Genomic DNA, 26778 nt, shown 5'->3' with positions numbered 1-26778 from the left:
GCAAAACAACGACAAGCTTATGCCAATCACAATCACTGGATTCCAGACCTTCGACCTGCGTTTCCCGACGTCGCAGCAGCTGGACGGATCTGACGCGATGAATCCGGACCCGGATTATTCGGCCGCGTATGTTGTTCTGACCACGGACTCTGACGAGCTATCCGGTCACGGCATGACGTTTACCATCGGACGTGGCAACGAAGTGTGCGTGACTGCAATTCGGTCGCTGGCTGAATTGCTGGTGGGCACTCGGGTTGATCAGCTGATGGCCGACCCCGTGACGCTATACCGAAAGATCACGGGCGACAGCCAGCTGCGATGGATCGGACCAGAAAAAGGAGCTGTTCATCTCGCCGCTGCAGCCGTCATTAACGCCGTGTGGGATTTGTGGGCCAGAATCCAGCAGAAACCGCTTTGGCAGGCTGTGTGCGACATGACTCCCGATCAGATCGTCAGTTGTATCGACTTCCGCTACCTCACGGATGCACTCACACCAGCGGCCGCCGTTGAACTACTGCAGCCATTGGCGACGTCAAAGGCCAAACGTATTGAACAGCTTCAGGATTCCGGCTATCCCAGCTACACCACATCGGCAGGTTGGCTGGGTTATTCGGACGACGACCTGACTCAAAAATGCGCCGACCTGAAAACACGCGGCTGGTCGCACTTTAAGATCAAAGTTGGACGCGACCTGGATGACGACATCCGCCGCTGCAAAATTCTGCGCCGGGAAATGGGCGACGATGCATTCATGATGGTGGACGCCAATCAGGTGTGGGACGTGCCGCAGGCGATCGCCTGGATTCGTGAGCTGGCGAAGTTCCAGCCCTGGTTTGTCGAAGAACCGACTAGTCCGGACGACATTCTGGGACATGCCGCAATTGCCAAGGCAATTGCACCAATTCGAGTCGCGACGGGAGAAATGTGTCATAATCGAGTGATGTTTAAACAGTTTATGCAGTCCGGCGGCATGCAGGTTTGCCAGCTGGACAGTTGCCGGCTGGGTGGCGTCAATGAAGTGCTGGCTGTGATGCTGCTGGCCGCCAAGTTCCAAATTCCGGTTTGCCCTCACGCGGGCGGTGTGGGTTTGTGCGAATACGTCCAGCATTTAAGCATCATCGATTTCGTGTGCGTGTCCGGAACTCTGGATGGCCGAATCACGGAATATTCTGACCATCTGCATGAACATGTTCGTCATCCGGTGACCATGAAATCCGGACGCTATATGCCTCCGTCAGACCAGGGGTACAGCGTCGAATTTACTGAAGCGGCCATCAATGAGTTTAGCTATGAATGAACAAAGCACCCCGGATCAACGCTCGGTCAAAACTGATCCGGTGAAGCCTGGCCCTGCGAATGCCAACCACAGAATTGCGGTTGTCGCGGCAATCATGGCCATCGCCGCCTGCATGCTGATCCTAACGAGGTACAAATCGGCCAGCGCGGCACAGGAACGTGTCACGCTGAAGGCCGAAGATCTGCAGGGCGTTTTTGCGAAACCTAAGATTCAGGAACTGGTGGACCGTCTACGCAAAGAAGTGACGTTTGTGTTTCGACAGGGGGATTATGCGACCGGTGAGACACAGTGTCGCGCACTTCTGAAATTGCTGCCCGACGACCCCACAAGCCTGTACAACCTTGGCTGCTCCTTGGCACGACAGAACAAACCGGATGAAGCCATGACGCAACTGACGGCGGCAGTGGAGCACGGTTTTCGCAGCCCGGACCATCTTTCGAAGGATCCGGATCTGGATAGTTTGAAACAGCGGGAAGACTGGAATCAATTGCTTGAGGCAGCAGCAGAACCGTTCACGCCGCGTCAGCAGAAGGTGACGATTCGTCCGGCGCCGATTCACAACGGCGTGGCCATCGTTCAGGAATCCAACAGTGTGTGGGTTCCTGCTCAACGGCTGATCCATTCCTTCTTTCGCGACGGACAGAATGAGGCCAGTGACAAGCCCATTGCGACGGGTTTCGACGACGCCAGCGAACGTCTCAAGCAGTGGCACGAAGAAGGCACAGCTGCCGGACATGCGGGCGTGCTGTACGACAACCACGACGCCGATCATTCGAATCTCGACTGGAAGCGGTATCCTCAGCTGGCCCGCATCGAATATTCGGATGCCGCAAAACGCCATTCGCTACACAACGGCGTGCAGACATTGCTCCACTTTAACGGCATCGTCATCGGCAATTCTTCGACGGCGATTGTCAGCAGCCCCTTCTGGCGCAGTCAGGCACGGTTGGCGTACACTGATGGCCGGTCGCCCACAATTCTGGCGGCTCAGTACTTTACGAATCATCTTTACTTTTATCCGGAACATCGAGACTACGACCCCGGAACCAATGGCAAGGGCGGCTACGGCGATGTCTTTCCCGCCAACACACCGTACGTCATTGTGTCGCAGGGATCATCGTATTCGGATCGCGAATTCATGGATGCTATCGCGGCCACGCTGGCGGCCTTCCGCCCCGAGACTCGCAAACTGTTGGCTGAAAAGGCAGCCCTGATGCCCACCGTGCAGATGATTTTTCGCAGCAGCAACTCACAGGTTCGGGACAAACAGGACTACCTCACAGGGCTGGCTCATCCGGCCGTGTTTCAAGGCTATCAAATCGATAAGCTAAAAATGGTGGAGTTGGCTCATGAAATGCAGCCCGACAGCGTACCGCCGATCGCAGTTATGGAAGTCGTGGACGAGGACAAGTTTGAGGTCAACCAAGACTACTTCGACATTGGTCCGCGCGAAGAACTGTTCACGACTCCGGCCGCTATCGCTCGAGTTTGCCAGTCACTGAAACAGACGCGCCAGATGACCGTGTCGGTGAAAAAGAGCCAGGAGCTGAGTGGGAAAGAGCTGACATTTCACTGGTCCGTGCTGCAAGGCGATCCGGAAGGAATCACGATCACGCCGACCGAAGACGGCACGCAGGCCACCATTACCGTCAAGCACCAACAGCGTCGTCCGATCCAGGAAGGGTCGTTGATGGAATCCAGTCGCGTAGACATCGGCGTCTTCGCGGACAATGGAACGTACTACTCGGCACCTTGCATCATTTCTTTCTACTGGCCGGAAAACGAAACTCGCACCTACCACCCTGACGGCCGCATCCAATCTGTGGAATACAAGACTCAGGACAAAGGCGGGCTGTACGCAGATCCGGCAATCATCACGCCTCGAAACTGGCGCGACGAATTCGAATACGATAGTCAAAAGCAGCTGATCGGCTGGACCAGAATTCGTGGCAAGATGCAGGAACGTTTCACCGCCGATGGCCGCCTGGTGACAGAAACGGACTCCAGCGGCCGAATTCTAAAAGCGGTCGATGTCATCTACGCCGCCGAAAAGAACGCTCAGGGAACGCCCATCCTAAAGCAAACAGCTGCCACAACCGACGTCGAATAGCCGGATTTTGTTCTACCGAATGCCCTTGACGGATTCCGAAACACCCATTAAGTTGCCGTTCACTGTCAACAACAACTTCTGCGGAACACAAGGAGCGCCCCGATGCTGGTACTGTCACGGAAGACGAGCGAACAGATTTTCATTCCCGAATTGAATATCACGATCACGGTGGTAAAGATCGGAAACAGCCGCGTGCAACTCGGAATTCAGGCACCTCAAGACGTTGAAATCACCCGCCCGGACGCCAATCGCCCGCATCGCAGCGATGCACACGCGTCTGACCGCGGCGCAGCTCGTGCCGAGCCGGAAACGAGTTCCGCGTTGTTGTTTTTGGCGTAACGCCGTGTCCCCATCGCAGTGTTGAAGGGCCTTGTGCTGCAAGCTGGTGTTGCGTCAGACGCAGCTACGATGCCGGGACCAAATCCTTTTCGGGCTTTGGTTCCGGAACGACGATACGCTTCCGTTTTCGCTTGCGGACGAACAGTCGGACAAACGCATCCTTGCCGTCCATCGTCAAACTAAACAGCGTCGGCACAAGAAACAGCGTGAACACGGTGGACACCATCAAACCGCCCAGGACCACACTACCGAGGCCCCGATAAAGTTCGCTGCCAGCTCCGGGGAACAGTACCAGTGGCATCAGGCCAAGAACCGTGGTCAGCGTAGTCATGAAGATCGGGCGAATTCGCGTGCGAACACTTTCCAGAATGGCCGCCTGTCGGTTCATCCCTTCACGGATCAGGTTCAGCGACTGATGCACAATCAAAATCGGATTGTTCACCACGGTGCCGATCAAAATCACAAAACCCAGCATCGTTAGAACGTCCAGCGGCTGGCCGTAAATGGTTCCGGTCTCGCGCGACAGCCACCAGTTTAGTGCGTTCAAGCCCAACACTCCGCCGACGGCTCCCAACGGCACGCTAAAGATGACCACCAACGGATACAGCCACGATTCGAACAACGCCGCCATCAGCAAATACGTGATCAACAGCGCTAGGGCCACGTTAAACTGCAACGCCTCCCACGTGCTGGAGAGTTTGTCGGCCGTCCCGGCCAATGTCACTCGGTAGCCGCCTTCCAGCTGTCCGCTTTCGCGCAGAGGCTGGATGATGTCGTCGCGAAGAATGGCCATCGCATCTTCCAAAGCCATGTCCTGCGGTGGAGACACTTCGATCGTGATGGAACGCTCGCGTTCACGGTGATTAATCTGTTCCGGCCCACTGCGTTCGTTCACGGTGGCAACCGCTTCAAGGCTGACCAGTTGCCCAATCGGCGTGGCGATCGGAAGAGCACGCAAATTCTGAATACTGTCGGCGTACTTTTCACGGCCCGTGATCGTCACATCGATCTTGTCACCTTCAAGGAAGTAGTCGCCAGCGTACGCTCCGTCGACCAGTGCGTTAACAGCATAGCCCAGTTCCGTCGTGTTCAGGCCCATTTGCGAAGCCTGCATCAGTCTTGGTTCAACGTGAATTTCCGGACTCGAAAGGTCAAGACTCGGCACTGGCCGCGCCTGGACATTCTCGATAGCCCCGCGCACCAGACCGAAAATCTGTCCGCCAAGTCCCACCAGCTTCTGCAGTTCCGGGCCGGTAATCTCCACGTCGATCGTTCGGCCGGCTGTGAGCCCCTGCTCGAACAAGCTGGACTGCTTGGCCACAGCAAACGTGCCAGGCAACCGCGAACCCACCTGCGACACCAGAGGCACCAACTTGGCGACTTCCATCGGGTTGTGAGCTCGAATCCCCAAAAATACGCTGCGTCCGCGAGCGACAAAAAAGAAGTCGCCGATCATCGGGAAATCGAGTTTCGCTCGCTCCGGGCTGTCTGGTTCGATATCCCAATACGGCTTCAGTTCGCGTTCAACCTGCTCACCCATTTCCATCAATTGGTCGAGGTTATAGCCGGGCGGCGGCAGCAGGATTCCAAACACCAGATTTCGATTGCCGGTCGGAAGGTATTCGACCTTCGGCCAAAACGCATAAGTCAGATAGAACGCTCCACAAACCAAAACCGTCAGCAACGCAACGCGTCGAATAAACCCTCGCTGCACCCATGCGTTGACGGATGTCACGAACCCGACAAACACCTTGCCGAACCAGTTGACCGGCGCCAGAACACTCCGCTGAATCCCAGCAAAGAAGCCTCGATTCTGCGGCGCTACCGCTTGTTCGGCGCGGACGTCTGAACTGTCGTCGTCTTCCTCGTCTTCTCGTCGAAACAGTCGCGCGGCCGAGGTCGGGATGACCGTCATTGACACGACCATCGAAAGCGCGACAGCCGCGCTAATGGCCAAAGCGATGTCGCGGAAAAGCTGGCCCGCTTCCTGTTGAATAAACACGATTGGCAGAAACACGGCAATCGTCGTCAGTGTTGAAGCCACCACCGCGCCGAGCACTTCCTGGGTTCCTCGGACCGCTGCGACAAATGGCTTTTCGCCCAGCGATTCGTAACGGCGATAGATGTTTTCCAGAACCACGACCGCGTTGTCGACCAGCATACCGACGGCGAACGCCATTCCGGCTAGGCTGATCACGTTCAGCGACCGCCCCAAAATCTGCAGCACCAGGAAGGTGCCGATGATGCTGACCGGAATGGCCAGCCCCACGACCAGTGCTCCGCGAGCGAACCAAAATCCGCCGATAATGATGATGGCCAAAGTCACGGCAAAGAACCATGGCGACACAAACGCGGCCGCCCACGACGAGGCCAGAATCAGCGGAATGATAATCAGCGTGCGGATACCCAGATGCAGAAAGCCCATGAGCACAATCATGGTCAGAGCACCGCCGATGAAAATGTTCTGCTGCACCAAATCGACGGAAGAATAAATGTAGTCGGTTTCGTCGTAGACCTGAGTCAACACAAGGCCACGCTTCTTCAAAATGTCTGCGTTCAGCTCTTCGTTGATAGCTCGCAGCCCCGACATCACATCCAGCACGTTGGCACCGGTTTCGCGCAGCGCGTTAATAGCGATACTGGATTCACCAAAACGCCGCACAAGACCGTCCGGCTTTTTGTAACCCAGCTTGACCTCGGCGACATCTCGAACGTACACGGGTGCCCCATCGCGTACCGCCAGAAGTTGATTGGCTACCTGGTCTGGCGATCGGAACTGCCCCAGAGTTCGCACGACCCAACGACGTTTGCTCTCCCAAAAGTCGCCTGCCGACACATCCGTGTTCTGGCTGCGGAGAACCTGCCGAACGTCCTCAATTGTCAGCGAGCGAGCGGCTAGGCTTTCCGGATCGATAATGACCTGCAGTTCGTCTTCCAGGCCACCAAGTACGTTGGCCTGCGACACGCCGGAGATGCGTTCGAACCTCGATTCGATTTCGTCTTCTGCAAAGCGCCGCAGCTTAGTGACTTCCAGTTCCGGCGGTGGCAACAGTTCCGCCACTTCAGGATGTTCTTCCGCCAGATTTCGTAGCCGCAACATGGCGAGGCCAGGGTTGAAGGCATTGCGAGCTTTGTCGAGACCTTCCTTCAATTCAGGATGAGCGGCCGCGAATTCGTCGATGCGTTCTGTCGTCGGTCGTTCGGCGCTAAGAATGAACCATGCGATGGGCCGGTCCGATGCGTTAGACGTGCTGATGACTGGCTTATCGGCGTCTTCCGGATATTGCGGCACCTGTTCCAGGCGACCAATGACGTCGACAACCGCCTTGTCCATATTCGTGCCGACTCGAAATTCCAGCGTGATGTTGCCGGTGGAGTCGGAACTTTCGGACGACAGTTTGGTCAGGCTTTCGACGCTTTTGAGTTGCTCTTCCTGTTCAATAATGATTTCCCGTTCGATCTCCTGAGGACTCGCCCCAGGCCAGCGAGTTTGAACAGTGATGGTCGGCGTCTGCACTTCCGGCGTTAGCTGCATGGGCATGCGCAGCAAGGCGACACAGCCAAACAGAATCAGCATCAGCACGCCGACACTGACTTTCACCGGACTGCTGACAAAGGCTTCGATAAGTTTCATGGCAGGAAGGTCGGAAGGTTTGACGGTGGTGGGATGAGCGTTGAATTCAGGTTGCAGGTATCAGATCTATTCGGCAGCACCGGGCTTGATCGCATCGAGATCCTTTGCGGCGAACTTTTCCACAGCGGCTTCGCGGATAATCTTGACTGTCTGCCCCGGCCGTAAGCGTTCGTTGCCCTGTACGACGACGAGTTCCTTCGGCTGCAAATCGCCACGCACTTCGATCAGCGCGCCGCTGGGAGCTCCGAGCGTGACCGGCATCGGCCGCACGGTCTGAACGCCCTTTTCACCGGTATCGACAACAAACACGATCGGGGTCGCACCACCCAGGACCAGAGCGTCCTTGGGGACCATGCGAGCCATTTTTTCGGGGCCGGTGGGAAGCGTCACTCGGGCCAGCATGCCGGCATTCAGCAGCGGTTTGTCGCCCTTAAATTCGTTGTCCAGTCGAACCTTAACGGGAAATGTGCGTGACCGAGCGTCCCCCTGCGGCACAACAATCGCAACCTTGCCAATGAAGACTCGATCCGGCAGGGCCGGCACTTCGACGCGGGCTTCCATTCCAACTTCAATATATGGCACGTGAGCTTCCAGAACGCTGGCCGTCACGTCGACTCGGTCGATGCCCACAATCTCCGCTACCGCGTCGCCGCGATTCACCCACTGACCAATTTCCGTGTGTTCGGCGACGACATAGCCGGCGAAGCGAGCGATCATCGTGTGTTTTTTGATCTGGTCGCTGAGCTTATTCACCATGGCCTTCTGAATCGCCACTCGCGCTTTGGACTGAGCAATCCGTTCTTTACGCGGGCCGGCGATCGCAAGCGCTTCTGCGGCTTCGCGTTCTGCCAACACGGCTTTGGCGTTGTCCACCGCGGCCTGCGCTTCATCCAGCTGGTCGCGACTGGCGGTGTTTGTTTTGATGAGTTGGTCTATTCGCACCAATCGCTTTTCGGCCAGCGTCACCGCCGTTCTGGCGGCCAGCGTTTGAGCTTTCGCCTGGTCGATGTCTTCCTGCCGAGTCCCGTTTTCCAGTTCGGCCAGTTCCTGCTCGCGAAACTGAAGTTCCCCCTCTGCGCCTTCCAATTCCAGCTTGATCGTTTCTGTCAGAAGTTCAGCCAGTGCCTGCCCGGCTTCAACTCGATCACCTTCATTGACGGGGAACTTCACCACACGACCGTCGACCGCGCTGCCAATGGTGGCTCGCTGTTCAGGCTGGATGGTGCCGACAAACGTCTGTCCCGTACGAAGCTGACGATCGACGACCGGGACAACGACAACCGGCGCCGGAGGCGGAGCCTGGCCAAATGCGACAGGAATCGCGACCAGGATTAAAGCAGCGAATGTTGTAGTGCGCATAATTTTGGTGGGCATGTTGTTGCAGGTAGGATTAAGAAATACCTAAGTTCACACAGAATCAGACACAGCCAGCGATCGCTGGCTCAGGTTTTCGTGGACGACACGCAGCCAATCAAGAAGCTGGCGGACCTGTTCTTCTGACAAGCCTGTCGTTGCTGCGGCTCGCAGACGCCGCGCACATTCTGCAATTTTTTCCCAGACTGGCTTCGCCGCTTCTTCAATGCGAATAATTTTGCGGCGTCCATCGTTCGGGCAGCTGTGCCGAGCCACCAGACCAGCTGCTTCCATACGTGAAATCAAACCCGCCAGCGTCGGCGCTTCGACTTCCATGCGAGCTGCCAGTTCGGACTGCGATAACTCACCCTCCAAAACCAGCCAGCCGAGCACCTGTGACTGCCGAAAAGTGATGCCGTGAGGTGCAAGATCTTCATTCAACGCTTTACGAAACGCGAGCGCAGAAATGGTGACCCAATAACCGATGCTCTCTTCAAAATCGTGTTGAATGTCCACCGACACACGAGCCTCGTTTTCTTTGCAGTGCTGGGGCCCGATAGCAACCGCACAACTAGTTAGCACGCTAACTAATGCCAGTTTGATTGGCAATCGCACGGCTGGCAACAGAAAAAACTCTTGTTTCCGAACTCGGAAGGAATGGATATAAACGGCGTCCTGCGGGACTTCCCTGCCGTCAGGAATCGCGTGGCGTGTTTACGGAGATGATACGGTGCCCAAAATGATCGCTTTTACCGAACTGGCCGACCGAATTTTGGTTGTCGGAGTTCTTTTCCTGGTTGCTTGCGGCTGTGGCGATTCTGGCACAAACTCCGTGGCTCAACCGAGCATGGTTGTGTCCGCACCGCAAGAGCCAGTCGCCGCGACCGTTTCCACCACATCTGCACCGGCGGTCCCAGCCGTTTTTCCTTTGCCTGAACAAGACGACAACAGTATGGATTGGAAGCATTCAGAATTCGGCAAGACTGATGACGGCCAGATCATCGAACAATACACGCTGACAAATTCAAACGGCGTGACTGTACGCCTGATCAACTGGGGCGCCACCGTTGTGAGAGTCGACACGCCGGACAAGGACGGCAAGCCAGCCAACATTGTGCTGAGCTACGAAAAGCCGGAAATGTGGCTGAAGAATCCCGCGTACTTCGGAACCACCGTCGGCCGCTATGGGAACAGAATCGCCAACGGCATGTTCGGATTAAATGGCAATATCTATCGACTCGCAAAAAACGACGGAACGAACCACCTGCACGGTGGCGAACAGGGCTTTCACAGAACGCTGTGGAATGCCGAGGCCACATCCGACGATTCCAGCGTTCAGGTCGAGTTCACTCGCACCAGCCCCGATGGCGAAGACGGGTACCCGGGAAATCTGCAAACATCCGTCACATATTCGCTAAACGAAGACAACGAATTAAGCATTGTCTACGAAGCGACCACCGACAAGCCAACCGTCGTGAATCTCACGAACCACTGCTACTGGAACCTGACGGGGAGAGCTGCTGAACGAGATGTGCTGAAGCACCGTCTGACGCTGTTTTGCAATTTGTATCTGCCTGTCGATGAGCATCTAATCCCGACAGGTGACACGGTGGCAGTCGCCAATACGGCGATGAATTTCGTGCAACCACATTCGATTGGATCGCGTATCGACAACGTCGAAGGCGGCTATGATCACTGTTTTGTCGTCAACCACGAGATGGAGGGGCTGGTACCGATCGCGAAGGTGGAAGAGCCGGAATCCGGTCGCGTAGTGGAAATCTTCAGCACCGAACCAGCCGTCCAGTTTTACAGCGGCAACTTTTTGGACGGTTCAGAAAACAGCGGCGGCTTCGACAAGCATCACGGTTTGTGCCTGGAAACTCAGCACTACCCGGATTCGCCCAACCAGCCGCATTTTCCATCGACGACCCTGATGCCCGGTGAGACGTATTCGTCAAAGACCGTCCATCGCTTCAGCGTTGCTGGACAGGCTGCCGAGTAGCAGCCCTCCCACAACGACGACGCCTACCACTTTCGAATTTCCAGTTCCAAATCCACGCCAAATTTATCGGCGACGGCGTGCTGAACTTTCGAAATCAACGAATCCACATCGGCACTGGTAGCGCCGTCTTCGGTCACGACAAAGTTGGCATGTCGGTCACTGATGCGAGCCTTCCCGACCGTGAGGTCCTTCAGGCCGCACTGTTCGATTAGCGCTCCGGCACTTAACCCGCGAGGGTTCCGGAAGATACAACCGGCGGACTGATCGGCCAGCGGCTGCGTCGCTCGTTTCATAATCCACAGCTTCTTCATGCGAGCCGTCAGGTCATCGGATTCGTCAGGCCGCAGTTCCAGGTCCACCGATAGCACCAGCAAGTCGGTAATGGTGCTCGACCGGTACGCAAACGTCAGCTCGTCGCCGGTGCGTTCAGCAAGTTCGCCCGCGTGAGTCATCACTTCGACTTTGCTGACGAATTCGCCAATGTCGCCGTTTCGACCGCCCGCGTTGCCAACCACAGCACCGCCAACAGTGCCCGGGATGCCGACCAGGTTCTCAAGCCCCGCCAGTCCTGAACGCACAGATTCAGAAACGACTCGCGAAAGCAGGGCACCGCCTTCGGCTGTGACGCGATTGCCGTCGACAGAGATTGCCGACAGCACAGGATCCGTCAGCTTGATCACAGCGCCGGAAACGCCAGCGTCGGACACCATCAGATTGGAACCGCCGCCGAGAATGCGGATCGGCATGTCAGCTGCCACACACGCCTGCACCAATGCAATCAGTTGCTCGCGTGATTTTGGCACGTAGAAGCGTTCGGCATTGCCGCCCAGTTTTAGCCAGGTGTGCTTCGCCAGCGGTTCGTCAGGCGACAGAATTTCGTTGAAGTCGTCTAGTGAGTTCGTCATGAATCAGGTTGGTCCTGCCGGCTCCCATGGTCACAAAAATATCGGACGGTTTGCCGGAATGGTCTATTCTCGAAACAATCTGGTCAAGACTGGCAAACAGGAATGCTCGACCGCCGCCGGAGTTTAGTGCTTTTACCAGCCGACCGCTCGCCCGACAGCACTCCAAATGGCTCACTTGTTCCCGCGCCGCGAAAACGGGAAGGATCAGAATTTCGTCCGCCAGCGCCAATGACTGAACAAAATCATTGAACAATGCCGTCGTTCGAGCGTGTTGATGAGGCTCAAAGGCCGCAATGATGCGACGGCCCGGAAACGCCTGGCGAACCGATTGCAACGTCTCACGAATCGCCGTTGGGTGGTGAGCGTAGTCGTCGATCAACGTCATCCCGCCATAGTGGCCCCGAAGTTCGAACCGCCGCCGAATGCCGTGAAAGCTGCCCAGCGCCTGGCAGGCGACTTCCGGATCGACCCCCACGGCGTTGGCCGCCGCGATCGCCGCGATGGCGTTGTGAATGTTGTGTAAACCGGGAACTGAAAGCCGTAATTCGTACTGCCGTCCGTCGTGATGCAACTCGCAGCGAGAACTGAGTCCGGAAGCAACCGGGCGACTCGCCAGCCAATCAGCACGTGAATCCGTCGAGTGATCTTCAAGCGACTCGCAAACCTCGAAGCTGACGGAGCGTCCAAAAAACTGCCGAGCAACCGCGACGCTGCGAGAACAGTCCGCTCGATGGACCAACACACTGCCTTCTTTCGCACGAGCCACAAACTCAGCAAAGGCGGCATCTTCGCTGGCAGCGTCCGGGAAGCAATCGAAGTGGTCTCGTTCGATCCCCGTGATAACCGCGACACTAGGGGCAAACTCCAGAAACGACGATCGGAACTCACAGCTTTCAATCACGGCGAGCGGCGAAGCGGCGGCAGACGGCTCGCCAGAAGCCCAAGTTCTAAACCGTCCGGAGCAGTCCACGTCCAGTTGGTGAGCTCCCACAAAGCAGCTTGGCGTGCGCCCCGCCTGTTCCAGAATCCACGTCAGCATCGCAGACGTGGTGCTTTTGCCATGAGTTCCAGCGACGCACAGTTGCCGGTGTTCAGCGAAGATCTCAGCCAGGAACGTGGGCAATGCAATCACACGGATGTCTTGCGCTGCTAACGCCTTCGTCAACGGGTCGTCGGCTGCGACAGCTCGCGTGGATACGCAAACGTCGAGGTCGGCAGGAATCGCATCCGGATCCCAATTCAGCAACGTCGTGCCATGGAAACGATGGCTATTCGCACTCGCCGCAGCAGCATCGGCGGGCCAACTTGTAGCATTGCTTGCGGCGCAGTTTCGCGACGGAAATGGAGTGGGATTGCCAGCATCCATGCCGAACACGGTGTGCCCCGCGTCGTTCAGGATTTCGGCAGCCGCCGTCATGCCTGCTCCGTTGATGCCAAGCAGTAGGCACCGCAGACGTTTTTGCTGGAAGCTGTGGGGCGGAACCCATTGTGTTTGTTGGTACGGCATCCTTGCCTGACAGAATCGGTTTCAGGTGCAAAACTACAGCTTCGGCTGCGAAGCTCGCTTCTTCTCTTCACGACGACGTCGGTCCTGACGTTCCCGTTCTTCTTCCGGACTGAACTGCGGGCGGTTGGCATTGTTGCCGTTCATGTCGTTGGCAGCAATCTGCATCTTGCTTTCTTTCCATTCCCACCCCAGCGGATCGCCAAGTTCCACTGACGCCAGAAACGCCCATGGCGTGCCTGGATGTTCGCTAATAACCCGAGTCAGGTATTCGGTCGCCTTTTTGTGCAACCTGCGAACGGTCGCTCCAGCATTAACATCTTCTGCCGGCTGCAAAATCCATCGGTTGTTGCCCGCTTGCTCAAATGATTTTGGGTTGGACTTCATCTCAGCCAGCATCGCGTTGTAGCCAAACGCTCGGACTCGCATCGCCAGGACACGGCCCATGGCAAGGTCGTAGCTGGCTCGCCAACGATCGGAATCCAGCTTGTCGCGATCTTTCTCGCCGACTTCCAGAATCTTTTGCAACTCCTTAACGTAATAGTCCATCGTTGCCAGCGGCTTTTGAGCTTCCGTGATCTGCCGACGCAGAATGTTGTCGTCGTTGGCCTGGAACCACAATCGAGGAACGGGAATGTCGTCGCCGTCCAACAGCGTTTGCTTGGCCGCATTCACCAACGCAGCCTTGGCAGCATTGGTGGAAAGCTGCTGCTGATAATCTTTCAGCGGTCGATAGTCGGGCGTGTACTGCCGCATGATTGTGGGATCCCACTTCCTGCGATTGCCGTCTTCCGCAAGAAAGAACACGCCGCCGGTTTCCGCACACAGTCGCGATAGCGTGTACGGCCCGTAGCCGGAGGACATACGTTCCAGACCGCGAGCACTCGCTGTCCAGAACGGCAGTTGCAGACCTTCTGCCGCGACAGTTTCTGGTCCCATGTCGGCTGGCAGATCGCCTTCAAATTGCTCGCCATCGGCTTCCCACTTGAAGTGCACAAAACCCTTCTCACGGCCGAAGACCGATGCATTGCCGACGCAGTACGATTTCACACCTTCGCGAGCACACCGGCGCACGGTGTCTTCCAGCAGGTGATAATCGTCACCGCGTTCGTCCGTCACAAGAATCAGCATCATTTCAGCGTTCATCTTTTTGCGCTCCCGTCCGTAGACTCGAAGCGCTTCGTTGACGGCAGTGAAGACGTTTTCCAGCCCGGACGGATCGTTTTGTACAGACTCGACGGCTTTCATCAGCAAATCCAGATCGCCGGTCGGCTCTTTCTGTAGCACATGGACATCCTTGCCGTAGCTGATAATGCCTGTTCGCAAGGCGACGTCAGCACCGATATCCAGCTGACCGAGTTGCTGATAGATGCCTCGAAAGCGTTTCGCCACGGCTTCGCGACGATCCTGCATGGATGCCGATTCGTCCAACAGCCAGACGACCAGAGTCTTCCGTTGCCGAAGTGACGCCGCAATCTCCTGCACGATACGATCGATCGCGCCATCGGTTCCACCAGCGTGTTCGGTGGTGCCTGTCAGATCGATCGACTCCATCATTTCCGCCTCGTTAGGCGTCGGCAGGGAAACGGGAGTCTGGACGCGAACGTCCATGATATTTTCTTCGATGCGTTCCTGTTCTTCGCGATGGTTGTCGTAGCCCGCGTTTTGGGCGGCCGCCATCGACGGGCCAGTGATGTTTAGATCGCTTTTGCTGCCGATTTCTTCAGTGACCTCAGTATCGATCACATACTCTTCCTGCCGAACTTCTTCCGGAGTGATCGTCGACGTGATCTCCAGTTCTCGCTGAGTTTCAATCACATACGTGATGCTCATCAGCGCAAGCAGAATGCCCACATGCACGACCAGGCTAATGCCCCAGGCGGGCATGTCGTACAGGAACCCCCAGACGCCGCCATCGACGACCGGCTCTTCAGCCTGCAGCGGTGAATTTGCTTCGATGGCACTCAAGGTTAGATACCTCAGTCTGGTCCGGAAAAATGCATCTCGATAGACGCTATTATAGGTTAGCCCATGTTCTCACACGTCGCAACGGCGTGAATTCTTCAAATCGCTCCATCATGTGCCAAGCCAACGATTTAGGGCTGATCGCCACTCCCATTAACGTAGGCAGAATCCCGTATTGTGCGTCGAAAATGACAAAATTCAGCCAAACGTCGCAAAAACCCGCCCGTCGTTTCACTTTGGACGGCACTCGTTCTCCCTGTTCGATTCTCAATCATTGCTCCGATTCGACTGGAAAGACAGCCGGAAATGACGTCTCATACGTAATCGGCCTGCTGCAAAGCACTTATAAACGGAGTTCCGCTATGTCTCGCTCGAAAGCCCCTGCATTGTTCGCCGTGTCCATCCTGTGGGCAATTCTGCCGACTACCGGATCAGCTCAAATCAGTTTCGGCGTGACTCAACAAAACGGAGTCGTCAGCGGCGGTTCGCTGGTCGTCGGCGGATTTGTGAATCCCAGCCGAACGGGTGTTCGCCTGGGGGTGAATGCCGGATTTAGCCAGTTGATCGGCATTAACACCTTCACCGTCCGCAATGGCGGAGGTGTGAACCGCACGGGCCAGATCGCGGCTAATGGTCAAAATCGACGCCCCACCGCAGCCCAGTTTGTCAAAGCCGCCTCAAAGTTTGACACCGATCGCGATGGCCGGCTTGATAAAAAAGAACTGGCCGAAGTCGGCAAGGCTGTGCTGACGGAACTTAATAAACACGGCGTTGCTCACTCCCCCGGCAAAGCAAACGGGCCGCTGGCTTCTCAGACAAAACCACCCACCGTGGAAGAAATGGTCGACGTCTTTGTCACGCGCAGCCTGACGTTCGACAAAAATAAAGACGAAGCCCTCGACGCCACCGAAGCCAAACGCATGGCGGCCGCTTTGATTCGATCGCTGAGTGCCTAACGACGAGAGGCACTGCTTCCAGCTTCCGTCCCGCTGCAGAACCAGCGTACGAATGCAGCCGATGCCGAAGCCGCGACGGCGCTAACTCTGCCGGTACGTCTTCAGCAGCATCGTGGTCCAGACCAGGAACAGCGCAAAACCCAGATTGAACATGGGCTTCACCTCAAGCAGTGAACCAACCCCAACAAGGAAGAAGCCTGCGGCCAGTGACACGCCAAACACGTGTTGAGGCAATGAGGCCAGTACACCGTTGTAGATGGCGCCAACGTAGATGCTGGCAACCAACAAACCAAGGCCTACAGCGGCGACAGAAACCGGCCAGCTGAAAAACGGTGACGGCTTTTGCCGTTTCGAAACGTCAATACGGGCAGGCGCGGCGTACGGATTGTCATCGGAACTTTGCAAGTGAGGCACCGCCGGGGAAATCGAAAAACGGTTATCCTGGGACGTGCATCCCAATCGCACCGAAGGGGCCACATCACCCCTGAGCAATGACCAGTGACGATCGTCCCCGGGCAGTTTACGAGCGCGCGGGACGGCTCGCAAATCAAGACCTCTTCGACGTAATCTCCGGCTTACATTCACACCATCCGGGTGTGGCATCTCTGTGCGGACTTTGGGCCGACGCAAGGTTGTTCCGCAGGCAGTCGATTGACAGCGTCGGTCAAAAAGTGTGGAATCGCGGCCTTCACGACCTCCCCGCCGATACTCTCACCCACAGGTTTTCTGCGTGACTTCTCCCACCACGTCCCTCGGCGACGAATACGAACCGGATCCGCTTTTTGTTGACAGTCTGCGAGAAGCTGGCTGGATACTATTGATGTGGGTGGCCTGCTTTATATGGACGCTGGCCGCCTGTCTGACACAGGGATACCCCGATCCCGGTAGCATTACACCGGAGACGTTCCCCACGGTCTTTGGCATTCCGGCATGGGTCGCATACGGCATTGCTCTGCCATGGCTGGCCGCTGACATCGTGACCATCTGGTTTTGCATCTTCAAAATGAAGGACGCCGACCTGGGCACGGAACCCGATGAACAGGACGCAGCCAACGGAAACAGCTCGCCATCAACCAGCGAAGGAGTCGCATGATGGCCAACCTGATTTCACTGCAATCACTGACAGAAATTCCAACACTGGCCGCAGCCGGAACGGCCGCACTGGTCACATTTTTGCTGTACACGCTGGCTGTGTTTGGACTGGCAGCACTGTCCAGTCAGCTGCTGAAGAATCGCAGCTTCCTAAACGAATACTTCCTCGGCAGCCGCAGCCTGGGCGTATGGGCCCTCGCGCTGACATTTGCTGCAACCAGTGCTTCGGGTGGGTCGTTTACGGGGTTCCCGTCGCTGATCTACATGCACGGCTGGGTCCTCGCGCTGTGGATCGGCAGCTATATGATTTTTCCCATCTGCACGATGGGGCTGATGGGAAAACGCATCAACCAGGTGGCTCGAAAGACCGGCGCGATCACGGTGCCCGACATTTTTCGCGACCGATTTCAGATGCCCCAGTTTTCGATCATGGCGACACTGCTGATTGTCTTCTTCACGTGTGTGAATCTGGTGGCTCAATTCAAAGCCGGCAGCATGATTCTGCAAACGTTGCTGGGAGATAACGAACTCTACCAGTGGGCTCGCACAAGTGTCGGGGTCTTTTTGGCGTCCAACAGCATGATGTCCGGACTGGATCCCGGTTACGTCTTGTGCCTGCTGGCATTCGGCGTTGCCGTCGTTATCTACACGACGTGGGGCGGCTTCCACGCGGTCGTCTGGACCGATGTGATGCAGGGTGTTGTTATGGTGGCGGGAGTCGTCATCATGCTGCCGCTGGCGATTTCTCAGGTCGGTGGAATGCAACACGCCACTGAACAACTGGCCGCGATGGTTCCCCCTCATCAGGCGGAAATTGTTATCGAAGTCGACCAGGCAGCCACAGACGTGCCTGCAGGCACATGGCTGCAAACAGATGACAGCCCGCCACGTATCTTCCGAACAGGAACAACAGTCGCTTTCCCTGAACCAGGCTCAGCAACTGTCAGCGCCATCGAAATTGTTGACGCTGGCGACAAGTCGCGCATTCGCGAAAGCAAGGTAGATGTCGTCGTCAACACGGAAGTGCGGATTCAGGCTGTGAACGAATCAACCGCAGCCGCATTCCCCCCGGACGACCAACCGGGCGGGTTCGTGACGGCACCGGGCGCTCATTCGACGGAGCTGAGTGGATTTCTCCCGATGAGTCTCGCGTTTTCGATGTTCTTCTACTGGGCCATCTCGGGTACCGGACAGCCCAGCAGCATGGTCCGCCTGATGGCGTTTAACAACACTCGCACGTTGCGAATTTCGATCGCAACCGTCGCTGTGTACTTCTCTTTCATCTATTTTCCGTTGGTGGTCATTTTCTGCTGTGCTCGACTGCTTCTGCCCGGCATGGAGGTGGAATCCGATCGCATAATGCCTCAGATGGCCGTCACCCTCACAGAAAATATCGGAGCGGGTTGGTTGGCCGGACTGTTGGTGGCCGCTCCGTTTGCGGCGGTGATGTCGACCGTCGACAGTTTCCTGCTGATGATTTCGTCGTCTGTCGTTCGCGATATCTATCAACGCAACATTAATCCGGACGCTTCTCAGAAGACGCTGCAACGGATGAGTTACACGGTGACGTTGGTGATCGGTACGGGCGTGGTGATTGCGGCCATGAATCCTCCCGACATTCTGCAATACGTGATCGTCTACGTTGGCAGTGGTCTCGCCGCCTGTTTTCTGGCACCGATGGCATTTGCCCTGTACTGGAAGCGAACAACCGCTGCCGGAGCGATGGCCAGCATGGCCGCCGGATTCTTCAGCCATCTCGCGCTGTACATCGTGGGAGCGTTCATGCACGACGCCGGTTTCAAAAAGCCGTGGCGGCCGTTTGAACTGGACCCGGTCGTGGTCGGCATCGGCGTCTCGTTTCTGGCCGGCTACGTCGTGTCAAAAATGACACCGGCGCCGCCACGAGAACTCGTTCTCAAGTACTTCTACACAAGCCGATCCGATAAGCCTGAACAGGCGGAGGGCAGGGCGGCAGACTAACAGATTGACTGGATCATGCGATGGCGGCGCTACCGTTCATCGCGTGATGTGAGGCAGCCGCCGCGTCGCAGCGGCGCTGTCACTCGCTGGTTCCGTCGTCGGATTGCGAGGACTGCTCGGCGGGCGGCAGCACCCAGATTTCTCCGTAAAGTTCGGGCTGCTGAGCTCGATAGTTTTCGTGCCGGATGAGCTCCAGGATGGCCTGAAAGATGCCCACGATGCGGGACTGAAGTTTTTCGTTTTCGAAGAACGAACTGAAGGCCACTTGTTCTTCCGTTGCCAGCCGTTTTCGAATGCGGTCCTGGTGGACACCGATCGGCGTTTCATCCATGCGGATGCTGGTCTCTTTTGCCACTTCCGGCAGCCGCACAATGCGAGCCAACGCGCTGACAAGGTCCCACAATTCGACTTCACGAATGCGGTCGATTGAGCTGTCACGCTTTTGATCAGGGCGATCATCGCTAAGCCGCGGGTAACGTTCCAGCCATTCGGACGCTCGCTCGTCCAGTGACTTCGCCGCTTCTTTGTAGCGCTTGTATTGCAGCAACTGACCGATCAGGTCGCTGCTGGATTCTTCGATTTCGTCGTCCGCGACAACTTCTTCCGGACGCGGCAGAACCTCGCGTGATTTGACTTCGAGCAGCGTGCTGGCGATGACGACAAACTCGCCCATCAGATCAAGATCCAGCAACTCCAGCACTTCCATGTAGCTCTGGAAGTCTCGCGTGACCTTTGCCAGTGAAATCTGGCATACATCCAGCTCGTGACGTCGCACCAGGTACAACAACAGATCCAGCGGCCCGCCGTACTGACGCAGATCGACACGATATTCCGCAAGATTCATCGGCTACCCCAGGTCTGCCAGAAAAGCGACGCCCGGCGCGCATGAATGCACTCACGCCGTACTGTCTCACTTCCCAATTCGGCGTTATAACCGGACCGGCTTCAGCAATTCTCGGAAATCCATCGATTCTTCTTCAAGTCGAATCCTTGTCGCTTCACGCCCCAGCTGAATCAGCGCTGAAGGATCAGAAAAATCGTACCACGGCATGTGAGACACATTGGGACAGATCAACAAATCGGCCATCCCGCGAGTGTACTCGCGCACCAATGGTTCGCCGATGTCGTACAGGCGAACGAAGATATCACCCGCCGTTTCGCACTTATCGATCGGTTCCACGGTCCCGCTGACATCCACGGCAATTGTGAGAGGACTACCGTACGACTTCGCAATTTTTGAGGGCACGGCATCCATCATTCCGACGTCGCACAGCAACATGTTATCCCACTTCACGGGTGGAAAGACGCCCGGAATTGCAGCCGACGCCATCACGGCCAGCTTTAGCGAACCTTCGGTTAAGACCACCTTCTTTCCGGAATACAGATCCAGAGCCACGATACTGATGGGAATCGTGGTGTCCTGAATGTCGATGTCGGGAATCAGCGCATCGACGACGTCCTGCATGACGCTCGCTTCCAGAAGAGCTGGCTTGCTGAACAACTGCGCCAGCTTCCGTCGAGCACCAATGAACTTGCGCACCTGGTAATACCACGCAAACAGGCCTGAAACCGCTGGCTCATCTGCTTCGGGCGCCGCCAGAAACAGTTCCGCCTGTTTCTGCTGAAACGCCTCCGACATCAGGTACTCCACGACCTTCAGCTGCACGCGGTCACAGTCGTCGTCCACCGCGCACAGCGCACCGGCCAGGCTTCCGATACTGACACCAACAAAGCGTTCAATATCGATCGGCACCTGGCGAAGCACTTCGATGACTCCCAGGTGAGCCACCCCGCGAGCTCCCCCGCCACCCAGAGCGAGGACCGCTTTCTGATTGTGGTTTGCTGCAATCATGATTTCGCTCCTAATACCGCATCAGCACTTCTTCTGCATCGACATCGTGCAACGCTGCCCAGCCGCTTTCCGCGATCGCTTCGCCCAGCGAAGTTACGCGTCGGAAGTCTCGACCATTCGGCTTTGTGCCTAACATGCGGTGTTTCAGATGAGTACACAGCACCGAAGCGGCAGCGCGAGTAATCTCGCAATCCGATTTTGCCCCATGCAGTGCCGTCACCAAAATCGTCACCGCGTCCTGCACCGCCAGTGAGGCCTGAGCCATGCTGCACTGACGATCCGCCAGCTTCAGTTGATAAGTTCTCATCATCGCACTGATGTCGAACGCCGAACCACTCAGGAAGTCCCGCGCAAATTCCGCATGCTTCCGAAGGTCGCCCGGCAAAGCGGCCAACGAATCTCGCGATACGCCCAGCAGACGTCGTCCCGCGTACCACTTCGCGTACGCTGTCATCGGAGCACGCAGTTTCCACAGATGAGCTGGGTTGGCCAGGTTCGGCTGTTTGATACCCGCGTCGTACAGAATGCGGCCGATGGATTCGAAGTAATCCTTGCCGTGCTGCTTCACCAGCGACTTGAAGAACGCCATGCCCAGCATTTCGCCTTCACCCTCGTAAATGCATGGAGCCAGGAATTCATGCACGTTATCGCCGAACAGATGGCCGCGAATAAACGACCGGCCGCCATGAGTCTTCATGAACAGTTCAATGGCCGCTTCTTTCTGAGCTTCACTGCCGAAGATCTTGGCGATGATACATTCCATTTCTCCACGATAACCCTGGTCGATCAGCCCGCCGCACCATTGCACCAGAGCATCACAGCCGACGATCAAACCGGCCATATGGCCGACTCGCCGCTGCACCAGTTCACGGTTGGCGATCGGCTGCCCGTACGTTTCGCGGAACTTTGCCCACGGCAAAATGCTGGCCAGCATGGTTCGCATCGTCCCTGCCGCGTTGGCACACAAAGCGACTCGCCCCAGATTCAAACCGTGATACGCAATCGTCAAGCCGTCGCCAACCGGTGGCGTTAAAAGGTTGTCCTTCGGAACGCGGAAGTTCTTGAAGATCAGCCCGTTGTTGTGGGCTCGCCGCAACGCGTACAGCCCATATTCGTTCAGGCGGAACGAATCGTTCTGTTCTTCAGGAAGGTCGGCCACCAGAACCGCTGGCTTGCCATCAATCAGGCAAACGAGTCCGATCGTGCGCCCCGGAACTGCGTTCGTGATGAATAGTTTTTCACCGTTAACCACATAGTGATCACCATCCAGCGCGGCAGTGGTTTTTAACGCGGTCAGGTCAGAACCCGCGCCCGGTTCGGTCAGCGCGAAGGCACTTAACCGACGCCCACTGGCGAGCAGTGGCAGGTATCGTTCTTTCTGAGCCGCCGTGCCAAACGTACGAACCGGATCAACCGCGCCGATGCACCCGTGGACCGACGCCAGGCCGGCAACGGTTGGTTCGATGGTGGCCATGCGAGTCAGGAAGGCGGCAAAGTGCTGGAATGGAAGCCCGCAGCCGCCGTATCGTTTTTCGACAAGTGCGCCCCAGTAGCCGGCGTGGCCGAGATCATCCAGCACGGTGTCAGTCAGCTTTCCAAGCTCATTGTAAAGCGTCCCTTCACGTTTATGTTTGCGCACGACGTGCAGGCTGTCGTTGATCATCTGCCTGACATCGTCGGTGATCGGCGGCAGATCCATGTGAAACAGATCCGTGGGCACGCGGCGTTCCCAGACGGCTCGATGCACAGGGCTGGCATTGGTGCGATAGCGTTCCGCGAACATCGTTTCGACCTGATCATCGGCCGAATCCAGCACGCCCGTCCGCCGAGCCTCCTCAGCAGACTTCCCGCCGAGTCGCAACGCCGTTTCAGCGAACGATACGTCGCCAGAACGCTGCGGTTCGTTTTCCGGTGCAATGTCTTTGATATCGATGCTCATGGTTCTCCCCTTTCATGGAAGTAGGTTTCATCCTCTGGTTCGGATCGCCGTTTCAAACTGTTGTCGTCAATGCATTTGTGGCCTCCATCATTAAACAGTCCCATTGACGCCTTCCTGGCGTTGCTGCGAATTTGTTTCGCGTGACGGGCGGCCTGCAGCGACCAGCCATGCCGATGGCTTGAATCGTTCTCCGTGCCTTGCCGCCAACACATTAAGGTTGTTTCGTAACGTTTGCGGCCCGATCGATTCTGCCAGAGTCATTGGCCCACCTCGAAACGGAGCAAACCCAGTCCCAAGAATCATCGCCAGATCCGCCATCCAGGATTTGGCCACAACTTCGTCCTGCATACAGAATCCAACTTCGTTGATCATCGGGTACACAAGACGACGCTGAATATCACTCAACCGGTCATCCAGAAACGCGCCAATGTTGGGCCGCTGGACATCACTGTCTTCAAACGGCCGCACGCCGCCTGGCTTATTTTCCGTGGGTACATGTGCCGAACTTAGCAGCGCTGAAAGATCGGCCGCGTCTCCCCGTTTTCCTTCAATGTAGTCGTAGAACCCGCGTCCCGACTTTTTCCCCATCCAGCCGCGAGCCACCATGTTCCCCAGAAAACGAATTACGTCACCGGATTCCGGCAACACATGTTCGAGTGTTCCCGCTACGTGCCATGCCACGTCCAAGCCAACATGGTCGACCAGCTCGATCGGGCCCATCGGCATGCCAAACTTCTTGATCTCGCGATCCAGTTCGCGGGGCGAATGACCTTCCATCACCATCCGCACAGCTTCGCCGATGTACGGGAACAATACGCGATTCACCAGAAATCCTGGCGAGTCACTGGTCACGATTGGCGTCTTGCCCAGCGTCTTCACCAGTTTCAACAGCATCATCACCGTGTCGTCGCTGGTGTCTTTTGCTCGCACAACTTCAACCAGGTCCATGCGATGCACAGGGTTAAAGAAGTGCAACCCGGCTACTCGATCGGGCCGGCTTGTTGCCGCCGCCATCTCACCAATCGACAACGCGGACGTGTTGGACACAATCACGGCATGAGGTTTCAGCACTGCAGCCAGAGACGCGAACACGGCACGTTTGACATCCATCTTTTCGACGACCGCTTCAATCACCAAATCGCAGTCGGCCATGTCTTCGAAGTTATTCGTCGCCTGCACCCGAGCCAGCGCTGCATCATACTCGCTCTTCGACAACCGCCGCTTCGCGACCATGTCGTCGAGTAGCCTGGTCACGCGAGCCATCCCGGCATCGGCCAGTTCGCGGTTGAGTTCCTTGAAGACGACGTCGTAGCCTTTCAACGCAGCCAATTGACCGATGCCAGCACCCATGGCTCCAGCACCAATGATGCCGATGGTCCGCAGCTTTTGTTGATCAACTTCTCCAAGCCGACTCGTTCGACCGTCAGCGGCGGGCTCATCGTGTCCGTCAGCGCCCCCACCTGACACTTCTGCCATATTCTGCCAGTCGTGTGACTCCGCCATCTGACGCTCAAAGCGTGGACGAGAATCAGCAGTGCTGTCTTCGCGCCGCAAAGACGTTGAGCTCCGGAAGTTCAAATTGCGTGCTTCTTCTCGCCAGAGGAACAGAGTCAGCAGATTGCGACAGGTCGGCGTTTCGATCAGTTTTGTAAACTCATCGCGTTCAACGGCGAATCCGTCGCATCGCCGGTCAAAGCCCGCTCTCACGGCTGTTAACGCCGCTGCTAACGCGGGGTAGTTCTTCGAATCACGTGCGATTTTTTTCTCAGCCGTTCTCAGAATAAACCACCGGCCGAGATACGAATCTTCAAGGCGACGGCGCAGTCCATTCGCTGGTTTTGAGAAGGTCGAACGACGCGAAAGGGTCGCCTCCCAGTCTGCTTCTTTCGCGACGGCATGGATTAACCCCGCCTTTAGTGCCTGGGCAGCGGTCAGTTTTTTCCCCTGCAGAATCATCGGCAAAGCCGCGATCAGTCCGATGCGTTTCGGCAAACGCTGAGATCCCCCCCAACCGGGAATCAGGCCCAACTGTACTTCCGGCAGTCCAAGGCGAGTCGCAGAGCTATCCAGCGCGATGCGCTGTGAACACGCCAGCGCGAACTCCAGCCCGCCTCCCAAACACGGCCCGTGAATCGCAGCGATGGTCGGCATTGGTAGTCGCTCAATCCGAGCAAACAACTTCTGTCCACGAGCGACCACCGCACTGACTTCCTCGCGGCCCGATAGCTGTGCAATCTGCTTCACGTCGGCGCCGGCAAAAAATCCGGAAGGTTTGGCACTGCGGAAAATCACAGCGTCGGCTGTTGACGATTCCAGCTCGGTCACCACGTCTTCCAACCGTTCGATCACAGAACTGTTGAACACGTTCATTGAACTGCCAGCGACATCGATCCACACAGTGACGACGCCGTTGTCTTCTTCCATTCGAAAATGGTTGGCTACTTTACTGATCATGATGATGCTCCCTGATTATTGCGTTCTTTTTAAATCTTCCCGTTTCCCCTGGCAGGCACTTCGGCGGTTGACGACTCGTCCTGGCCTAAACGGCCGTCTCCACAACCATTGCGACTCCCTGTCCGCCACCGACGCACAGCGTTGCAAGACCTCTGTGCAATCCCTGTTCATTTAACGCTCGTAGCAGCGTGATAATCATTCGAGTTCCCGTGGTTCCCACCGGATGCCCCAAAGCGATTGCTCCACCGTGTACGTTAAGTCTGTCGCGAGGAATCGTGCCCACCGCTTTCGACAGGCCCAGTTCGCTGGTCGCGAAGTCATCGGATTCAAACGCCGCCAGACACGCCAGAACCTGAGCCGCAAAGGCTTCGTTGATCTCAAACAAATCGAAGTTACTTAATTGCAACCCGGTTTGTTTCAGCAGCTTTGCCGTTGCATAAACCGGCCCCAGTCCCATTCGCGAAGGATCGCAACCGGCGATGGCGTAACCCGTCACATAGCCCAACGGTTTGACTGAATTAACATCGAGCGCATCAGCTGTCGTCAGCACTACGGCCGCCGCTCCGTCGGTCAATGGGCAACTGTTGCCTGCCGTGACACTGCCGTCTTTGTCGAAAACTGGACGCAGTTTCTGCAGAGCGGCCAGCGTTTGGTTCTCACGTGGTCCGTTGTCTTTCTCCACATCAGACAGTGGCGTAATCTCTCCCGACAAGAAGCAACGCTCACGAGCTTCCGCCGCCTTCACGTGGCTGTCCAGGGCAAATCGGTCCTGGTCCTCACGCGAGATATTGAATTCCCGGGCCAGCTTTTCAGCCGTCTGTCCCATGTTCAGTCCGCAAAACGGATCAGTCAGCCCCAGCATGACTCCAGGTACTGGCTTGAAGTGTTTGGGGCGCAGTTTGGCCAGCACCTTCAGTTTTGCCCCCATCGATTTGGCTCGGCTTAGCGCCGTCAATAACTTTGCCGCGCTGGGACGAACCAGCAGGGGAATGCCGGACATCGATTCAGTTCCGCCCGCCACAATGGTGCTGGCTCGTCCTTCGTTCAGGATCTGCCACGCGGTCAGAATGGATTCCATCCCCGACGCGCAGTTTCGGTTAACCGTGTGCGCAATCCGGTCCTGTGGAATCCCTGACTTTAGCGCGACGACACGAGCGATATTTGCTGCGTCGGCCGGAGCGGACACGTTCCCCATCACAACTTCATCGATGCTGTCGGAATCCACTTTGGCTTGCTCCAAGGCAGCAGTGACAGCGGCAACACCCAAGTCAACCGCATGTACATCGGTCAGGCTGGTGTACGCTTTGCAAAACGGCGTTCGCATGCCGCTTAAAATGGCGAGTGGCTTATTCATCTTCGTTCTCCCTTTCCGATCCCCTTGCTACAAATTCCATAG

General features: G+C 56.7%; 19 protein-coding genes. 7 read left to right on the top strand and 12 right to left on the bottom strand.

All coding sequences use genetic code 11. The annotated features are described in order from the left end of the window. The first annotated feature begins 19 nt into the window (after window positions 1–19). From Fuma_RS01225 to Fuma_RS01215, 3 genes are all read left to right on the top strand, one after another. Window positions 20–1297, top strand: coding sequence for an enolase C-terminal domain-like protein (locus Fuma_RS01225; RefSeq protein WP_077022524.1), 1278 nt, complete (start codon window positions 20–22; stop codon window positions 1295–1297). Continuing rightward, window positions 1290–3407: a tetratricopeptide repeat protein gene (locus tag Fuma_RS01220; protein WP_077022523.1), complete on the top strand. Its 2118-nt coding sequence runs from the start codon at window positions 1290–1292 to the stop codon at window positions 3405–3407. Before Fuma_RS01225 ends, Fuma_RS01220 begins: the two co-directional genes overlap by 8 nt. A gap of 102 nt (window positions 3408–3509) precedes the next feature. Next, on the top strand, window positions 3510–3746 hold the full coding sequence (locus Fuma_RS01215) for a carbon storage regulator (protein WP_077022522.1): 237 nt from the start codon (window positions 3510–3512) through the stop codon (window positions 3744–3746). Between the two features lie 64 nt (window positions 3747–3810). On the opposite strand, the gene Fuma_RS01210 is transcribed toward Fuma_RS01215, so the two are convergent. The 3 genes from Fuma_RS01210 to Fuma_RS01200 form a co-directional block, all read right to left on the bottom strand. After that, on the bottom strand, window positions 3811–7380 hold the full coding sequence (locus tag Fuma_RS01210) for an efflux RND transporter permease subunit (RefSeq protein ID WP_077022521.1): 3570 nt from the start codon (window positions 7378–7380) through the stop codon (window positions 3811–3813). 66 nt (window positions 7381–7446) lie between these two features. Beyond that, complete coding sequence (locus Fuma_RS01205) at window positions 7447–8754, bottom strand: efflux RND transporter periplasmic adaptor subunit (protein WP_229360819.1); 1308 nt, start codon at window positions 8752–8754, stop codon at window positions 7447–7449. Window positions 8755–8787: 33 nt separating this feature from the next. Next, window positions 8788–9255, bottom strand: a complete 468-nt coding sequence (locus tag Fuma_RS01200) for a MarR family winged helix-turn-helix transcriptional regulator (RefSeq protein ID WP_158520819.1) — start codon at window positions 9253–9255, stop codon at window positions 8788–8790. Between the two features lie 217 nt (window positions 9256–9472). On the opposite strand from Fuma_RS01200, the gene Fuma_RS01195 reads away from it, so the two are divergent. After that, entirely contained in the window at window positions 9473–10735 is a 1263-nt protein-coding gene (locus Fuma_RS01195) for an aldose epimerase family protein (protein ID WP_229360976.1), read from the top strand. A 23-nt stretch (window positions 10736–10758) separates the two neighbouring features. Here the strand turns inward: Fuma_RS01195 and murB are convergent, their stop codons facing one another. From murB to Fuma_RS01180, 3 genes are read right to left on the bottom strand one after another with little or no spacing between them, the layout of a single operon-like run. Continuing rightward, entirely contained in the window at window positions 10759–11640 is an 882-nt protein-coding gene (gene murB, locus Fuma_RS01190) for a UDP-N-acetylmuramate dehydrogenase (RefSeq protein WP_077022519.1), read from the bottom strand. Beyond that, window positions 11597–13147: a UDP-N-acetylmuramate--L-alanine ligase gene (locus Fuma_RS01185; protein ID WP_077022518.1), complete on the bottom strand. Its 1551-nt coding sequence runs from the start codon at window positions 13145–13147 to the stop codon at window positions 11597–11599. The genes murB and Fuma_RS01185 overlap by 44 nt, the downstream gene beginning before the upstream one ends. A 33-nt stretch (window positions 13148–13180) precedes the next feature. Continuing rightward, window positions 13181–15112: a vWA domain-containing protein gene (locus Fuma_RS01180; protein WP_083731715.1), complete on the bottom strand. Its 1932-nt coding sequence runs from the start codon at window positions 15110–15112 to the stop codon at window positions 13181–13183. A 359-nt stretch (window positions 15113–15471) separates the two neighbouring features. Here Fuma_RS01180 and Fuma_RS01175 point away from each other — a divergent pair, with 359 nt between their 5' ends. Continuing rightward, window positions 15472–16065, top strand: coding sequence for a hypothetical protein (locus Fuma_RS01175; protein WP_145943883.1), 594 nt, complete (start codon window positions 15472–15474; stop codon window positions 16063–16065). A gap of 81 nt (window positions 16066–16146) precedes the next feature. On the opposite strand, the gene Fuma_RS01170 is transcribed toward Fuma_RS01175, so the two are convergent. Next, entirely contained in the window at window positions 16147–16479 is a 333-nt protein-coding gene (locus Fuma_RS01170) for a hypothetical protein (protein WP_077022516.1), read from the bottom strand. A 316-nt stretch (window positions 16480–16795) separates the two neighbouring features. On the opposite strand from Fuma_RS01170, the gene Fuma_RS01165 reads away from it, so the two are divergent. Together Fuma_RS01165 and Fuma_RS01160 are read left to right on the top strand one after the other, a co-directional pair. Next, the gene (locus Fuma_RS01165) at window positions 16796–17158 is read left to right on the top strand and encodes a YhdT family protein (protein WP_077022515.1); all 363 of its coding nucleotides are present in this window, start codon (window positions 16796–16798) and stop codon (window positions 17156–17158) included. Continuing rightward, window positions 17155–19137, top strand: coding sequence for a sodium:solute symporter family transporter (locus Fuma_RS01160; protein ID WP_083731714.1), 1983 nt, complete (start codon window positions 17155–17157; stop codon window positions 19135–19137). Before Fuma_RS01165 ends, Fuma_RS01160 begins: the two co-directional genes overlap by 4 nt. Window positions 19138–19216: 79 nt before the next feature. On the opposite strand, the gene Fuma_RS01155 is transcribed toward Fuma_RS01160, so the two are convergent. The 5 genes from Fuma_RS01155 to Fuma_RS01135 form a co-directional block, all read right to left on the bottom strand. Then, window positions 19217–19981, bottom strand: a complete 765-nt coding sequence (locus tag Fuma_RS01155) for a segregation and condensation protein A (protein ID WP_077022513.1) — start codon at window positions 19979–19981, stop codon at window positions 19217–19219. A gap of 84 nt (window positions 19982–20065) precedes the next feature. Continuing rightward, window positions 20066–20989, bottom strand: coding sequence for a patatin-like phospholipase family protein (locus Fuma_RS01150; RefSeq protein ID WP_077022512.1), 924 nt, complete (start codon window positions 20987–20989; stop codon window positions 20066–20068). Between the two features lie 10 nt (window positions 20990–20999). Continuing rightward, on the bottom strand, window positions 21000–22928 hold the full coding sequence (locus Fuma_RS01145) for an acyl-CoA dehydrogenase family protein (RefSeq protein ID WP_077022511.1): 1929 nt from the start codon (window positions 22926–22928) through the stop codon (window positions 21000–21002). A gap of 90 nt (window positions 22929–23018) precedes the next feature. Further along, window positions 23019–25382: a 3-hydroxyacyl-CoA dehydrogenase NAD-binding domain-containing protein gene (locus Fuma_RS01140; RefSeq protein ID WP_077022510.1), complete on the bottom strand. Its 2364-nt coding sequence runs from the start codon at window positions 25380–25382 to the stop codon at window positions 23019–23021. Window positions 25383–25467: 85 nt separating this feature from the next. Continuing rightward, the gene (locus tag Fuma_RS01135) at window positions 25468–26736 is read right to left on the bottom strand and encodes a thiolase family protein (protein ID WP_077022509.1); all 1269 of its coding nucleotides are present in this window, start codon (window positions 26734–26736) and stop codon (window positions 25468–25470) included. Between the last annotated feature and the right edge of the window lie 42 nt (window positions 26737–26778).

Origin of the sequence: Fuerstiella marisgermanici, from assembly GCF_001983935.1 — a bacterium.
In the GTDB taxonomy this organism is placed as follows: Bacteria; Planctomycetota; Planctomycetia; order Planctomycetales; family Planctomycetaceae; genus Fuerstiella; species Fuerstiella marisgermanici.
This window is presented reverse-complemented; position numbering and strand designations above follow the sequence as displayed.